General features: G+C 68.1%; 15 protein-coding genes. 9 read left to right on the top strand and 6 right to left on the bottom strand.

The window, feature by feature from the left end; genetic code table 11:
* Window positions 1-258 (bottom strand): LacI family DNA-binding transcriptional regulator (locus ACRDP3_RS02745; RefSeq protein WP_431515181.1); only part of this gene is annotated, 258 nt, incomplete at its 3' end.
* Window positions 259-607: 349 nt separating this feature from the next.
* Between ACRDP3_RS02745 and ACRDP3_RS02740 the strand changes: the two genes are divergently transcribed.
* The 8 genes from ACRDP3_RS02740 to ACRDP3_RS02705 all read left to right on the top strand — a co-directional run bounded on the left by ACRDP3_RS02740 (window position 608) and on the right by ACRDP3_RS02705 (window position 9,752).
* Window positions 608-1,957 (top strand): ABC transporter substrate-binding protein, encoded by a 1,350-nt coding sequence (locus tag ACRDP3_RS02740; RefSeq protein WP_431515180.1) that lies wholly within the window; start codon window positions 608-610, stop codon window positions 1,955-1,957.
* A gap of 130 nt (window positions 1,958-2,087) precedes the next feature.
* The gene (locus ACRDP3_RS02735; protein WP_431515179.1) at window positions 2,088-2,945 is read left to right on the top strand and encodes a carbohydrate ABC transporter permease; all 858 of its coding nucleotides are present in this window, start codon (window positions 2,088-2,090) and stop codon (window positions 2,943-2,945) included.
* A complete protein-coding gene (locus tag ACRDP3_RS02730; RefSeq protein WP_431515178.1) occupies window positions 2,942-3,811 on the top strand; it encodes a carbohydrate ABC transporter permease in 870 nt (289 codons plus the stop codon). Before ACRDP3_RS02735 ends, ACRDP3_RS02730 begins: the two co-directional genes overlap by 4 nt.
* Window positions 3,812-3,862: 51 nt before the next feature.
* Window positions 3,863-4,690, top strand: a complete 828-nt coding sequence (locus ACRDP3_RS02725) for a sugar phosphate isomerase/epimerase family protein (RefSeq protein ID WP_431515177.1) — start codon at window positions 3,863-3,865, stop codon at window positions 4,688-4,690.
* A 20-nt stretch (window positions 4,691-4,710) separates the two neighbouring features.
* Window positions 4,711-5,823, top strand: a complete 1,113-nt coding sequence (locus tag ACRDP3_RS02720; protein WP_431515176.1) for a Gfo/Idh/MocA family protein — start codon at window positions 4,711-4,713, stop codon at window positions 5,821-5,823.
* Window positions 5,824-5,875: 52 nt separating this feature from the next.
* A complete protein-coding gene (gene manD / locus ACRDP3_RS02715) occupies window positions 5,876-7,090 on the top strand; it encodes a D-mannonate dehydratase ManD (protein ID WP_431515175.1) in 1,215 nt (404 codons plus the stop codon).
* Window positions 7,087-8,742 carry a mannitol dehydrogenase family protein gene (locus ACRDP3_RS02710; protein ID WP_431515174.1) on the top strand — a complete coding sequence of 552 codons (1,656 nt, stop codon included), beginning with the start codon at window positions 7,087-7,089 and terminating at the stop codon, window positions 8,740-8,742. Before manD ends, ACRDP3_RS02710 begins: the two co-directional genes overlap by 4 nt.
* Before the next feature lie 56 nt (window positions 8,743-8,798).
* Entirely contained in the window at window positions 8,799-9,752 is a 954-nt protein-coding gene (locus ACRDP3_RS02705; protein ID WP_431515173.1) for a sugar kinase, read from the top strand.
* 72 nt (window positions 9,753-9,824) lie between these two features.
* Here ACRDP3_RS02705 and ACRDP3_RS02700 read toward each other — a convergent pair whose 3' ends face one another.
* Window positions 9,825-10,403 (bottom strand): dihydrofolate reductase family protein, encoded by a 579-nt coding sequence (locus ACRDP3_RS02700; protein WP_431515172.1) that lies wholly within the window; start codon window positions 10,401-10,403, stop codon window positions 9,825-9,827.
* A 733-nt stretch (window positions 10,404-11,136) separates the two neighbouring features.
* Here ACRDP3_RS02700 and ACRDP3_RS02695 point away from each other — a divergent pair.
* Window positions 11,137-12,207, top strand: a complete 1,071-nt coding sequence (locus ACRDP3_RS02695; RefSeq protein WP_431515171.1) for a serine hydrolase domain-containing protein — start codon at window positions 11,137-11,139, stop codon at window positions 12,205-12,207.
* A 299-nt stretch (window positions 12,208-12,506) separates the two neighbouring features.
* Here the strand turns inward: ACRDP3_RS02695 and ACRDP3_RS02690 are convergent, their stop codons facing one another.
* From ACRDP3_RS02690 to ACRDP3_RS02675, 4 genes are all read right to left on the bottom strand, one after another.
* Window positions 12,507-13,805 (bottom strand): lanthionine synthetase C family protein, encoded by a 1,299-nt coding sequence (locus tag ACRDP3_RS02690; protein ID WP_431515170.1) that lies wholly within the window; start codon window positions 13,803-13,805, stop codon window positions 12,507-12,509.
* Between the two features lie 126 nt (window positions 13,806-13,931).
* Window positions 13,932-14,093, bottom strand: coding sequence for a class I lanthipeptide (locus tag ACRDP3_RS02685; protein WP_431515169.1), 162 nt, complete (start codon window positions 14,091-14,093; stop codon window positions 13,932-13,934).
* 86 nt (window positions 14,094-14,179) lie between these two features.
* Window positions 14,180-14,347 (bottom strand): class I lanthipeptide, encoded by a 168-nt coding sequence (locus tag ACRDP3_RS02680; protein ID WP_431515182.1) that lies wholly within the window; start codon window positions 14,345-14,347, stop codon window positions 14,180-14,182.
* A 212-nt stretch (window positions 14,348-14,559) separates the two neighbouring features.
* Window positions 14,560-14,832: a helix-turn-helix transcriptional regulator gene (locus tag ACRDP3_RS02675; RefSeq protein WP_431515168.1), complete on the bottom strand. Its 273-nt coding sequence runs from the start codon at window positions 14,830-14,832 to the stop codon at window positions 14,560-14,562.
* Window positions 14,833-15,103: the final 271 nt, after the last annotated feature.

Genomic DNA, 15,103 nt, shown 5'->3' with positions numbered 1-15,103 from the left:
GAGCGTGTAGCCGGCTGCGCTCGCCTGGCGTTCCGCTCCCCGGATGATGCCGAAGAAGACCGGGTTGGTGATGTCGGGCACGAGCAGTGCGACCGTGCCCACACCTCCAGGCTGCGGTGTCCGTGTCGAGGAGTGGGGACGGTAACCCAGCCGGTCGGCGACGGCCAGCACATGCTCGCGGGTACGTTCGTTCACCCGCTGCGGGTTGGTGAAGGTCCGCGACACGGTCGACGCGGCGACACCGGCCTCCTGTGCCACGTCGTGGATGGTCGTTGCCCGCTGCCGACGCTCAGGCGGAGTCGGCGTCGGTGTCTGAGCCCCGTTCTGCTCCGGGGTCTCCTTACCCTCCGGCGGACTCTCGTTCCGTTCCGGGTCTGTCGGAGTCTCGTCGCTCTCCGGACTGGTCTGGCCCACCCTCTGTCTCCCCTCGGCCGCTGTCCCGGTCGTTTCTACCCGTCGCGGCAATTTTTGGCAACCAGTTGCAGACTATTGCCATCACGGTGGCCGGTGTGACTAGATGCCGTGGAGCCGCTTCGTGGTGACGAGCGGAGGCCCATTCGGGATGGGCCGATCAGCCGCAGGCGGTCGGCCAGTAAAGGAGATAGTGATGCGACGACGCAGTCGTGACCTGGCCGCCGGTATGGCAGTGGTGGTTGCCGCAACAGGCCTCACCGCTTGCGGCGGTGGAGGCGACGCCGAGAGCGGCGGGGGCAAGAAGCTGCACGTGCTGGTGGGCGCCAAACCCGAGTACTCCAAGGAACTGCGGGCCTGGATGGCGGACACCAAGAAGAAGTTCAAGGCCAAGACCGGGGCAGACATCACGTTCGAGACCTTCTCCAGCCCCGAGCAGGAGCAGCAGAAGATCCAGACCTCCGTGGTGAGCGGCACCGGCCCCGACGTGTACTCGCTCGGTACGACGTTCACCCCCGTCGCCCACTCCACCAAGGCCTTCCACGAGTTCACCCCGGAGGACTGGAAGAAGGTGGGGGGCCGCGAGCGGTTCATCCCGCAGTCGCTGGCCATGTCAGGCCCGGACAAGAAGCACGAGATCGGCGTCCCCACGGCGATGCGGCCCTACGGGATGGTCTACAACAAGGCCATGTTCAAGGAGGCCGGCATCAAGGCCCCGCCGAAGACATGGGACGAGTACGTCTCCTACGCCAAGAAGCTGAACAAGCCCAAGGAAGGGACGTACGGCGCGGCCGTCGACTACTCCGACGGTTTCAACCCGTGGAAGTACATCTGGGCCTCCACCCTGCAGAGCGGCGGCCGGCTGGTCAGCGAAGACCTGAAGAAGGCTCAGCTGGACAGCCCTGAGGCCAGGGCGGCGGTCGGCTCGCTCTTCGACCTCACCGCCAAGCACAAGGTGGTCGACCCGAAGTCCACCGGATGGAAGGCGCCGCAGGCGCTCTCCGCCTTCAGCGGCGGCAAGGCCGCCATGCTGGGCATGGTCACCCCGGGCGCGGTTCCGTCGCTGGAGAAGTCCAAGGTGAAGGACGACTACGCCTTCGCGCCGATGCCCCTGGTCCCGGAGGGTGAGAAGTCCCGCCCGGCCGGCGGCGTCCCGGCGGGCACCATTGTCTCCGGTGACGCCGTCGCTGTCGCGAAGTACTCCAAGAACAAGGACCTCGCCCTGGAGTACATCAAGCTGACCACCAGCGCGAAGGAGCAGACGAGCTACGCCAAGACGTTCGGCGACCTGCCCACCGACAAGGGGGCGGCGCAGGCACTGGCGAAGAACGATCCGCAGGTGGCCGCGTTCGTGAAGGCGGAGGACGCAGCGGTCCCCACTCCGTTCACCGGCGCCTGGGCCGACGTCCAGCTCGGCATACAGAATGTCGTGACCCAGTCACTTCCGTCGCTCTCGCGTGGCAACTACGACCCCGCCGCGGTGAAGAAGCTGCTCGCCAAGGCTGACAAGACCACGCAGTCCTCCATCGACCGTCAGAAGCGCTGACGTGGGTGCGTTGCCAGAAGCACCGGAGCGTGTGCGGAGAAAAGCCGCCGCCCTGACACCCGTCGCTCCGCGCCGGGTGGGGCGGCCACGGCGGCCACGGCGGCCGCGCGAACGCAGGCCGCTGTGGCTGATGACCCCGGCCGTCGTTCTGCTCACCCTCATCGTCCTCGTGCCGCTCGGGTTCGCGGCCTGGATCAGCTTTCTGGAGCTGGACCAGTACTCGCTGCGGCAGTGGCTGGACGCCCCATGGGTGGGCATGGCCAACTACGTCGAAGCGATCAGCAAGTCGACGCTGGCCCACTCGCTGTGGATCAGCGTGGCCTTCTCCCTGCTGACCACCGCGCTCGCCGCCCCGATCGGCCTCATGGCAGCACTGTCCCTGAACGCCCGGTTCCGTGGCCGCGGGCTGGCACGGTCGGTCTTCCTGGTGCCGTACGTGATCCCCACTTTCGTCACCGCGACGATGTGGCGGATGGTTCTGCAGCCCTCCGGAGCGGTCAACAACGTGCTGGGCGACCTGGGCCTGGGTGGGAACACCACCTGGCTCATCGGCGACATGAGTTTCTGGACCCTCGTGCTGGTCGACGTGTGGGCGTCGTGGGCGTTCATCTATCTGATGACGCTCGCCGGTCTGCAGACGGTCCCCAACGAGCTGTACGAGGCCGCCGACGTGGACGGCATCCGCTGGTGGCAGAAGATCTGGTACGTCGTCCTGCCACAGGTCCGCGGCCCGCTCACCCTGGGCCTGCTGCTGTCCACGCTGCACCACTTCAACAACTTCACACTGCCCTTCGTACTGTTCGGAAGCCCGGCGCCGGAGGCGGTGAACGTCCTTCCCGTGAACATCTTCGAGACGTCGTTCCACGTGTTCCGTTTCGGTCTGGGCGCGGCGATGGCGATCGCCTCACTGGCCGTCCTGGCCATTCCCGCAGTGGTCTATCTGCGCAGCGTCCGTCTGGACGGGCGCCCCGGAGAGGAGGACGCATGACCTGGCGACCGAGGGACCCGCAGGCGGTCCTTCCCCGTGGCGTGCAGATGGGGGTGATCATCGGCCTCGCCTTGTTCGCCATGATCCCGGTGCTGTACATGGTGCTGATGTCGGTCAGCCCCGACAGTGAGGTGGCGGCCGGCACGCTGTGGCCGACGCAGTTCGAGCTGCGCAACTACATCGACATCTGGGGAACGGTGGCGCTTGCGACCGGCCTGAGCAACAGTCTGCTGGTGGCCCTGTCGGCCTCGGTCATCGCGACCGTGGTGGCGGTCGGGGCCGCTTACTGCCTGACCCGGTTCACCTTCATCGGCCGCCGGTCCTTCCTGTCCGGCCTGGTGCTGCTGCAGTCGCTGCCCCACGCCCTGCTCATCCTGCCGCTGTTCGTGGTGTTCTCCTCCGTGGGCAGCTACCTGAGCGTGACCATCGTCGGCTCGAAGTGGGCGCTCGTGGTCACGTACCTCACGTTCGCGCTGCCGCTGGCGACCTGGGTCATGGTGACCTACCTGCGGAAGATCCCGCAGTCCCTGGAGGAGGCCGGTCTCGTCGACGGACTCACCCGGTTCGGGGCACTGCGCCGCATCATCGTGCCGCTCTCCTGGCCGGGCATGGTGGTCGCGCTGGTGTTCTCGTTCCTGCTCGGGTGGAACGACGTCCTGTTCGCGACGGTCCTCACCCGCCCGGAGACCCGTACCGCGGCCGTGGAGCTGCAGGTCTTCGGTGCGAGCGTCGAGGGCGGCGCGATCCCGCTGTACGGCCAGCTGATGGGCGCGTCGGTCGTGTGCGCCATCCCCGTCGTCGCCCTCTACCTCATCTTCCAGCGCTACCTCGTCGGCGGACTCACCTCCGGCGGCGTCAAAGGCTGACACGCCGGAATACCCGCGTCCCCCACCTACTTTCTCAAGGAGCAACGCACCATGTGGACCCTGTCCGGTTTCGCCGATGAGATATCTCCCGACCTGGAAGAACAGTGCCAGGTGCTGGAGAAGCTGGGTATCGGCCACATCGAGTTCCGCAGCGCCTGGAACACCAACGTGCTCGACCTGAGCGACGAGCAGCTCGAAACGGTTCGCCAGACCCTCACCCGCCATGAGCTGCGCGTGTCGGCGGTCGGTTCGCCGATCGGCAAGATCACCGTCCACGACGACTTCGACGAGCATCTGCGCCGGTTCGACCGGGCGCTGCACGTCGCGTCCGTGCTCCAGGCTCCCTACATCCGCATCTTCTCCTTCTTCCTTCCCAAGGACGACGACCCCGCCGTGCACCGGGACGAGGTGCTGCGCCGGATGGCGGCGCTGGCCGAACGCGCCCGCGGTCACGACGTGGTGCTGCTCCACGAGAACGAGAAGCACATCTACGGGGACACCCCCGCCCGGTGCCTGGACATCGTGGAATCCGTCGGCTCCCCGCAGCTTCGGCTCGCCTGGGACGCCGCGAACTTCGTCCAGTGCGGCGTCCGGCCGTACACCGACGGCTACGCGATGCTCCGGCCCCACGTGGAGTACATCCAGATCAAGGACGCGCTCGCGGAGACGGGTGGGGTCGTTCCCACCGGCGAGGGCGACGGTGAGGCCCGGGAGACCCTGCGGGCGTTGCTCCAGGACGGCTTCGACGGCTTCTTCTCCCTCGAACCGCACCTCGCCTCGCAAGGCTCCATGGGCGGTTTCAGCGGCGCCGAACTGTTCGCCGTCGCCCACCGTGCGCTTGTCGGCCAGCTGGCCGACGAGGGCGTCCAGTACCGCTGATCCGGAGAGGGACAATCACTATGCGCATGGCAGTCATCGGCTGCGGCGTCATCGGCCGGGTGCACGCCGCCTCGATCGCGGCGTTCGCACCGCGCGCCGAACTCGCGCTCGCCGTGGACGAGATATCCGACAGTGCTCGCGAGCTCGCGGAGCTGCACGGTGCCGAGTTCACTACCTCGGTGCCCGAGGCACTGAAGCGGGACGACATCGACGCGGTGGCGATCTGCACGCCCAGCGGTCAGCACGCCGACCTCGCCGTCAGCGCGCTCGAGGCCGGCAAGCACGTCATCGTGGAGAAGCCGCTGGACGTGACCGTCGAAGCGGCGCAGCGCGTCGCGGCGGCCGAACGCCGGACGGGGCGCACGGTCACCGTGGTCAGCCAGCACCGCTTCGACCCCGCCAGCAAGGTCGTTCACGAGGCGGTCCACAGTGGCCGGTTCGGCCGGATCACCTCCGGTGTCGCCGGCCTCTCGTGGTGGCGCAGCCAGAGCTACTACGACTCCGGCAACTGGCGCGGCACGTGGGCGCTGGACGGCGGCGGCGCCCTGATGAACCAGGGCATACACACCGTCGACCTGCTGGTGTGGATGCTCGGGGAGCCGGTCGAGGTGTTCGCCTGGGCGGACTGCCTGGCGCACAGTGACATCGAGGTGGAGGACACCACCGTCGCGACGATCCGGTTCGCCGGCGGCGCGCTGGGCGTCATCCACGGCACCACCGCGGCGTACCCCGGGCTGACCGCCCGGCTCCAGGTCCACGGTGACCGGGGCTCCGCCGTCGTCGACGACGATCGCCTGGCGTACTTCCACGCGGCCCCCGACGGTGCCGGCACGGACGGTCCGGCGTACGGCGCCAAAGGCGACAACAACCAGGCCGGGCAGGTTCTGCCGGATGAGCAGGAGCCGGCTCCGGCGGCGGGTGCGGATCCCTCCGCTCTGTCCGATGCCCACATCCACCAGTACCGCGACTTCCTCGACGCGATCGAGGAGGGACGGCCGCCGCTGGTGACGGTCGCCGAGGCCACCCGGACCCTCGCTGTGATCTGTGCCGTCTACGAGTCCGCGCGCACCGGACGGCCGGTTCCCGTCGATTGCCGCGACCTGGACGGCGCGTCCGGCGGCGAGCCGGCGTGACCGGCCCCGACCCACGACAGAACCCCGCCACGGCGAGGGAGAAGAGGACCGCATGAAGATCGTTTCCGCTGACGTCATCGTCACCTGTCCCGGGCGCAACTACGTCACGTTGAAGATCACCACCGAGGACGGGATCACGGGCCTGGGGGACGCCACCCTCAACGGGCGTGAGCTGTCCGTCGTCTCGTATCTGCGCGACCATCTTTGCCCGATGCTGATCGGCCGGGACGCCAGCCGGATAGGGGACACCTGGCAGTACCTGTACCGGGGCGCCTACTGGCGCCGTGGCCCGGTGACCATGACCGCGATCGCCGCGGTGGACTGCGCGCTGTGGGACATCGCCGGCAAGGCCGCCGGTATGCCCGTCTACAAGCTGCTCGGCGGGCAGGCGAGGGAGGGCGTGACCATCTACGGTCACGCCAACGGCCAGACCATCGACGAACTGCTCGAGGACGTACAGCGGTTCCTGGACCAGGGGTACCGCGCGGTGCGGGTGCAGGCCGCGGTGCCGGGGCTGGAGAGCACGTACGGGCTGCACGGCAGCGACACCGGCAAGACGTACGAACCCGCGGACGCCGCCCTGCCCACCGAGAACGTGTGGGACACCAGCGCCTACCTCGACTTCGCCCCGAAGCTGATGAGCGCCGTACGGGAGCAGTTCGGCTTCGGCTTCCAGCTGCTGCACGACGTGCACCACCGCCTCTCCCCCCTGGAGGCGGCCCAGTTGGGACGCTCCCTTGAGCCGTACCGCATGTTCTGGATCGAGGACCCCACCCCGGCCGAGGACCAGGATTCGTTCCGGCTGATCAGGCAGCACACCACGACCCCCCTCGCGGTCGGCGAGGTCTTCAGCTCCATCTTTGACTGCCAGCACCTGATCACCAACCGGTTGATCGACTACATCCGCACCTCCGTCTCGCACACCGGCGGCATCACCCACCTGAGGCGGGTCTTCGACCTGGCAGCGCTGTACGGCGTGCGGACCGGCTCGCACGGCGCCGGCGACCTGTCCCCGGTCTCCTTCGCGTCGGCGCTGCAGCTCGATCTGACCGTGCCGAACTTCGGCATCCAGGAATACATGGGGCATCTCGAACCGGCCAGTGAGGTGTTCAAGACCAACTACACCTTCGCCGACGGGTACATGCACCCCGGGGAGGCCCCCGGTCTGGGCGTGGACATCGACGAGGAAGCGGCGGCCCGGTACCCGTACCAGCCCAGGAGCCTCCCGGTGAACCGTCTCCGCGACGGCACCATGCACGACTGGTGATTGAGAACGACAACGGCGCGGCCGACTCCGGTCGCGCCCGTCCCACGGACGACGGCACCGGAACATCGAAGGAGCGGACAGCAGTGACCCCGACACCGGACGGCGCAGCCGTACTCCGGCCGACCCGGCCCCGGCTCGACGCCGGCTCTGCCGGAGCGCTGGCGCCGGGCGTCCGGCCGATGGCGGGCGGCCGAGGCTCCTCCACCGGGATCGTCCACATCGGGCTGGGGGCCTTCCACCGCGCGCACCAGGCCGTGTACACCGAGGCCGCCATGGCCGCCTCCGGCGACACGAGTTGGGGAATCCTCGGCGTCAACCTCCGCTCCAGCGCCGTGGTGGAGGAACTGCGCCGGCAGGACTGCCTCTACACGGTGCTGGAGCGGGACCGCGACGCCGCACGTCCCCGCGTCGTCGGGTCGCTGCGTGCCGCCGCGCACCTGCCCAGCGAGCCGGGCCTGGTGCTGGACGCGATAGCCGCACCGTCCACCCGGATCGTCACCGTCACCGTGACGGAGAAGGGCTACCGGACCGGCGCCGGGCGGCGGTTGCGGATCGACGACGAGGTACGCGCCGACGTGGAGGATGCCGCGGCCTGGGCCGGCGGCGCGGCGAACAGTCGTCCTCCGCGCACCCTCCCCGGCCTGCTGCTGCGGGGACTGCAGCGACGTCTCGCCGCGGGGGGCGCCCCCCTCGCGCTGGCCTCCTGCGACAACATCCCGGCCTCCGGGAAGATGCTCCGCGCACTGCTGGAGGACTGCTGCGATCTGCTGCCCGCGGCGCACTCCCGCCCCCTGCTGGAGTACCTGGACAGCGCGGTCGGCTTCCCCTCCTCCGTGGTGGACCGGATCGTCCCCGCCACCACCGACGCCGACCTCGCCGAGGTCGCCGCGGCACTCGGTGCGGAGGACCGGGCCGCGGTGGTGGCCGAGCCGTTCTCCCAATGGGTCGTGAGCGACGACTTCCCCGCGGGGCGTCCCGACTGGGAATCGGCCGGTGTGACCTTCACCGACGACGTCGCCCCCTACGAGCAGGCCAAACTGCGGATGCTCAACGCCTCTCACTCCACTCTGGCCTACCTCGGCGGCCTGGCCGGGCACGACTCCATCGCGGGGGCGGTGGCCGACCCGCTTCTGGCGGAGGCCGCTCGCCGTCTGCTGGCCGTCGACGTCATTCCCGTCCTGACGGCGCCGGGAGGTGTGAACCTCGACGACTACGCGGCCACGGTACTGCGGCGCTTCGCCAATCCGGCGCTGCGGCACCGGACCGCACAGGTGGCCGCCGACGGCTCGCAGAAGGTGCCGATCCGGCTGCTGGGCACCGTACGGGAACAGCTCGAGGCCGGGCGTACCCCGGAATGGGCCGTACTCGCGGTCGCCGCATGGCTGCGCTACACCGTGGTCGGCACGTCCGACGACGGCCGTACGCTGCCGGTGCAGGACCCGCTCGCCGAGCGCCTGCGGGCGGCGGCGGGGCCGGACGGGGCGGAGGGGTCCGGCTCCGGGCTCGTATCCCGGCTCGACGCGGTACTGCGCGCGACCGACGTGTTCGGCGAGGAGCTCCGGGAAGATCCCTCCTTCCGTGCGCTGCTCGGGGAGGACCTTCGCCTGCTCGCCGCGCACGGCGTCACCGGCACACTCCGACGGATCCTCTGAACCGCCGTGGGAGGGCGACGACCGTGATCGAATCCGAACGGCACCAGGAAGCGGCCGTGTTCAGGTCACCGATCCGTGTTCTGGCGATCGGCGAGTGCATGGTGGAACTCACGCACCGGGACAGCGAGACGCTGCATCTCGGCTGTGCGGGCGACACCTTCAACACGGCGCTCTACCTCGCCCGGGTCACCGACCCGGACAGCGTCCAGGTCGACTACCTCACCCTGGTCGGCGACGACCGGTACAGCGACCGCATCCTGGCCGCGATGCGGCAGGAGGGGATCGGCACCGGACTGGTCCGGCGGGTGCCCGGCGCACGACCGGGGCTGTACCTGGTGCACACCGATCCCGACGGGGAGCGCACCTTCACCTACTACCGGTCGGAGTCGCCCGCCCGTCGCCTCTTCGGTCCCGGCCATCCGGAAGCGGCGAGCTCCCTGGCCGACGGCTACGACGTGGTCTACCTCTCGGCGATCACCTTGCAGATCCTCACCCCGGCGGCGCGTGAGCGAGTGTGGGACCTGCTGCGGCAGGTCCGCCGGCGCGGCGGGACCGTGGCGTTCGACAGCAACTACCGTCCGGCGGGATGGCCGGAGCCGGGCAGCGCACGCGCCGCGGTGCAGACGGCATGGCAGCTGGCGTCGATCGCGCTGCCGACCTTCGACGACGAGTGCGCGCTCTTCGCCGACGACACACCGGCCGACAGCGCCGTACGGCTGGCCGCGCTCGGTATCCCCGACGTCGTGGTGAAGGACGGTGCCAGGGGATGCGTCGTGTGGGACGGCTCGTCCCCGCGCCGGGTCGCGGCACAGAAGGTCCAGGCCGCCGTGGACACCACAGCCGCGGGGGACGCCTTCAACGCGGCGTATCTGGCCGCCCGCCTCACCGGGAAGGAACCGGTCGAGGCGGCCGGCAGCGCGAACGCCCTGGCAGCCGAAGTGGTCCGCCACCGGGGTGCCGCCGTCCCGGCATCGGTTCTGCCCCGGCGGGCTGAGACCTCGCTGCGGTGAAGGCGCGTGGGAAGCTCGCCGGCACCCCGTCCAGTCCGTTCGAGGAGACGGGGGTGGGGTGCATGGATGGACTCAGACATGCAGGGTGGGCCGGTAGATGAGTTCTTGGATGTTGCCGTCGAGCGTCCGGCTCTCGATGAGCTCGAGGTCGAAGTCGGCCGCACCCTGGAAGACCGGGTCCAGTCCGGTCTGACCTGTGATCACAGGGAAGAGCGTCACCTGGACGCGGTCGACCAGACCGGCGGCCATCAGCGCCCGGTTCATCGACAGGCTGCCGTGCGAGCGCAACGGCACCTCGGACTCCTCTTTGAGCCGGGCGACGACGTCGACGGCGTCACCGCGCACGACAGTCGCGTCCGGCCAGTCGAGGGGGCCTTCCAGCGTCGTCGACACCACCGTTGCCGGCAGGCTCCTCATCCGAGTGACCCACGGGTCACGCACTTCGGACTCCTCGGTGCTCGAGGCCAGCATGCGCGCGAATGCCCGATACGTGTTCGCCCCGAAGACCATCCGCTGCTCCGCGCTGTAGGAGGCAAGGCGGTGGTCGAGCAACTCGGGGCCTTGCTTACCCCAGTAGCCGGTCCAGTTGCCGCCGGCCGCGCCGTAGCCGTCGAGGCTGGAAAAGACGTCGAAGGTGTAGGTAGCGGTCATGTCGTTCTCCTCGAGCGCAGGTTGATCGGTGTGAGTCCAGACTGGAGATCACTGCGAGACTCATCGCCGTCGGACTGACCGCGACATTGCAAATGTCTGCTTTCCATGCAAAGCGGAACGATTTCAACCGGTCGGGCGCGCTGCTCCTTCCCGCGAGGAGCGAGCGTCTCCGCCACGGGCCAGCTCACTGTCGCAAAGGACGAAACGCAGTCGTCCGCGCCGGCGCCGAACTCGCGCCTGCTTTCGGCGGAGCGGCACGTGTGTTCGCACACCACATACGTGCGCGAACTTGCGAACCAGACCACTAAAGGTCGCCTGCCGGCCGCCCGAGCAGGATCGATCCAGATGATCGTCGGCGATCCACGGCGATCGTCGGAACCCGCTTATCGGCCGAGATCGCCCCCTCAGCTTGGCCACGGAACATCCATTTCGACCGGGATCGCGAGTTCGCTAATGGGTCCATATCGTGCCCCCGCGCTGGCCCTTCTGAAAGGCCCCGGTAATCGCTGGGTTTTTCATTTTCAGCCGCAGGGGGCACGCTATGGACCCGCGACGTTCGGCGCTTTCCGGTTCGGTGTGTTCGGGCGCGTGCGCGGTCCCAACCCCGACCTCCGGCGTGAGGGGCCTGGCGTCCAAGCTTCCTTGGAGTGCGGACGGGCCAGTGTTGCCCGAGCTGACGCGAACGTTGCACGAGGCGCTGGGCTCGTCGTGACTAATCGGCGAGGATACGCTCATGGCTTCTACAGCCAGCGCGCTGCGAACGGTCGAGGCCTTGCTGCGTGAGCTGGAGGCGGCCGACGAGTTCTCGGGCGCCGTGGCGGTCGCTCAGGGCGATCAGGAGTTGTTGCTGGATGCCTTCGGCTTTGCGAGCCGCACGTGGGGCATCCCGGCCACGGTCGAGACCCGTTTCGATACGGCGTCGATTACCAAGCTCTTCACGGCGGTGGCGACCCTGCAGCTCGTCGAGCGGGGTGCATTCGCGTTGGACACCTCGGTGACGGGATACCTGGGGCTTGAAGGAGCGGGCATCTCGCCGGCGGTCACGCCCTACCACCTGCTGACCCACACTTCGGGCATAGCCGACGATGCTGACGAGGAGGCGGGTGAGCGCTACGAGGACCTCTTCCTCGATCGGCCTAACTACTCGGTTATAGAGACGGCGGACTACCTTCCGCAGTTCGTCGGCAAGCCACCAAACTTCGCACCCGGCGAGGCTTGCCGCTACTGCAACGTCGGCTACGTGCTGCTCGGCCTGATGATCGAGCGGGCGACCGGATCGACCTACCGTTCCTACATCTCCGAGCGGGTCTTCGTCCCGGCCGGGATGAATCAATCGGGGTTCTTTCGAATGGACCTCGTCGAGCCGGACGTCGCCGAGGGCGTCGAGGTGATCGAGGACGAGGACGGGGGCATCGTCCGGTGGCGTCGCAACATCTACTCCTACCCTCCGGTCGGTGGACCCGACGGCGGCGCCCATGTCACCGTCGGCGACCTCCTGCGCTTCCACCGGGCCGTGACCGACGGGCGTCTCCTCGGTCCCGCTCTGACCGCCGAGCTTCTCGCACCCAAAGCGAGACATAGCGCACGCGGTGCGGGGAGTCACCTGATGGGCTTCGGCTTCGAGTTCGAGACCGACGCGGATGACGTCGTGCAGTGCTACTGGAAGGAGGGGGTGAACGTCGGAGTCAGTGGCATGCTCCGCCACTATCCGACGAAGGACATCACCTTCGCTGTGCTCGCCGTAGGTGAGACGGCGGCGTGGGGGCCGATCAAGGCCATCGACGAAGCCGTCAGGAACGCTTGAGTCGGAACCACGCCGCGTCTCGCGACGCGCCGTGACTCCCGCGCGCCGCCCGAATCGACAAGCGCCTTAACGAGGCCACTCCACAAGCGATGCCAGAGCGACGCATTGGTCGCTAATGGGTCCATATCGTGCCCCCGCTACTGCGAAAGGCGCCGGAAATGGCGCCTTTCGTGTTCGATGAGGGAAGCAATCGCTACTTCTGCAGGTGTTTTCCAAAGCCCGTCCAGGAGGTCGAACGCGCCCGCGAGCGAGGAGGCCGCCACCAGGTGGACCTGCGTTGGCTCGTCTCGGCGTTCTCGTCACGCTGGTGCCGTGGTAAGCGGCTTCGGGGCCGAAACGAGGAACATCCGGTCCCAGATGGGCTCGACGGATGTGGCTGCAGCCAACAGGACCAGGGCGACCCCGGCGGCTCCCTCGACCAGCTCAATGCCGGTCCACGTCCACGGTTTCTGGTCCCAGCTTCCTTGCACCCACGCGTCCCCGTTGTCCCGGGCCAGACGGTAGAAGTCGAGCGTGCGCTCGAGCCAGTACACGGCGGTACGGCCGAGCGTCGGTTCCCCGGTGGCTTGGTACAGGCGGTTGTAGATGTGAGCCAACCCGGCCGCTCCGTGGCAGAAGCCGCCGTTGACGACCCCTGTCTCTGACGCCGGCCGCTCCGCCGCCCGGCAGGCCAGCGCCACCGCCGCTTGCTCCCAGTCGGCATCACCCACGCCTCGAGCCGCCAGCAAGAGGGCGGCTGCGATCCCCGGATCCCCGTAGCACCACGCGCAGCGGGCTGGGTAGGGCTTGAAGCCCGGCGCCACCCAGAGGGGGAAGGTCGGGCCCTTCTCGGTCGCAACTGAATGCGCCAAGAGCCACCGTACTGCCCCCTCGAGGAGCGGGCGTGCGGTCGCCTGCTCGATCCCGGTCCCGCAGATGCCGCCGAGAAGGGCGATCGCCCCGGCCACGCCGTGGGCGACGCCGAGGTCTGCGCGCCCTGAGGGGTATCGCTTCCGCCATTCTTCGTGTATCTCCGTGGGTGGCGTCCACCAGTAGAGCCCATGCTCGTCGTGCTGGGCGTGCTCGTGCAGCAGCTTTACGACCCGGCGGAGGCATTCGATCGCCACGGGGCGCGGGTACCGTTGCAGGGCGTACACGCCGAAACCAGTGAGACCCTCGACGAGGTCGTATGGCGCCGGCCAGTGGTCAGGCCGCGACAAGAGGCGCAGGAGGGCGTCGTCGACTGCCTCGTTGCGGTCCTCTGCGTCCGGGTCGAGGAGGCGGTCGATCAGCTCGGCAGCCCACGCCACCCCGGAGAATCCCCCATAAAGGGAAGCGTTCATCGCCTGCGTCGACACCGCCTCGATGGCCTCGTCGAGACACTGCCATGCGAGGACGTCAGCCTGCGGCATGCGGCGGGTTCGGGCTAGCCAGGTGTAAAGGAGGGCCAGACCGGCCTTTCCCCTGCCGAGCGAAGGGTCCCGCCCGGCAGGTAGCGACGTAATCGACGGAATGGACTCCGCGATGGCGTCGACCGCCTGCAGAGCCTGCTCGGCCGTCGTACCCGACAAGATGGGTCGCCAGCAGCTCTCGGCGCTCGCATTATCCAGCTTCGTCATACGGCCAGCCCCGTGTGGACCAGGCAGCCCACATACATGTGCGCTGCCTGGTCCGTTTGGGTTGAACTCTCCTGCCAGCAATCTTTAGGCGTTCGGGTTACTGGCGGCCCGTACTACGTGTTCGGGTTAGCTGCAGCCCGGCGCCTTGGTGTTCGGACAGCCGTTCGGTCCGCCGTTCGGCGGGGTGTTGTTGCCGCTTTGGGCGCCACCGACGACCTGGGACAGTTCCTGCTCGTCGAGCGTCCGCAGCGTCTCCTTGGACAGCGTGAGCTTCTTGTCCTTCTTCATGCATTCCTCCTCTCACATCGTGGGGAACAGGCGCCAGCGCGCGCTTTGGCCGTTCGCGTTACTGCCAGCCGTACTTCACGTTCGGACTAGGTGCAGCTGTTGCCCGGGCCCTTGGTGTTCGGACAGGTGTTCGGTCCGCCGTTCGGCGGGACGTGCCCGCCACTTTGGGCGCCACCAACGACCAGGGACAGATCCTGCTCGTCGAGCGTCCGCAGTGTCTCCTTTGACAGCGTTAGCTTCTTGTCCTTCTTAATGAGAATCCCTCCTCTCGTACGTCCGGAATAGCGGCCAACGCGCGTTCGCCATGGCGTACGGCGTATTCTATTCCCCTCAAACGCCGATTTTCAATGCGTACCAAAGCTGACGCAGATTTCATGACATATTTGTCAGGAAGGCGAAGATGAAATGCGACAGAAATTGCATGACATTCAGTCAGCCCGAGAAGTAAACCGAAAATGGCGATTGCTCAATGTCGGTCGCTCAGGCTTTCTGGCTCGACCGACCTCTTGCACGCAAGCGCAATGAGCTCGCCGACCAGCTCGTCCTCAACAGGCGGGTCGCGGAGCGGAAGGGTCGGGTTGATCTCGTAGCTGTTGTGGCGACCGACCTTCCGGCGCCGCACGTATCCGGCCCGCTGCAGATCGGCGAGCACGCGGTAGGCGGAGCGCTCGGTGATCCGCGCCGCCCGCGCCACCTCTGCCACTGTCGCGTCCGGATGGCGCGCCACCGTCAGCAGCACCTGGGCGTGGTTCGTGATGAACGTCCACGATCGGGACGTCAACCGTTCGACTGCACCTGCGCTTCTCATATACCGCAGCTCCGCGCTCGGAGACCGTTCAAGTCTTTCAAGCTTGCTACCGATGTCACCTCAGTTCAAGCCGTGGCGAGGGCCGGTGCCACCGGGCGAGGCCCGCATCACCAGCGGCGCCAACCGTGTGACGCCGTTGGCGGGCGGATCCGCCCGCGTCCGACGCGCTTGCATCCGGGGCGCCTCCGAGGCAAGCTCGTGA

The organism is Streptomyces sp. (assembly GCF_050698815.1).
GTDB lineage: Bacteria > Actinomycetota > Actinomycetes > Streptomycetales > Streptomycetaceae > Streptomyces.
The sequence above is the reverse complement of the archived record's forward strand: the minus strand, read 5'-3'. Positions and strand labels throughout refer to the sequence as shown.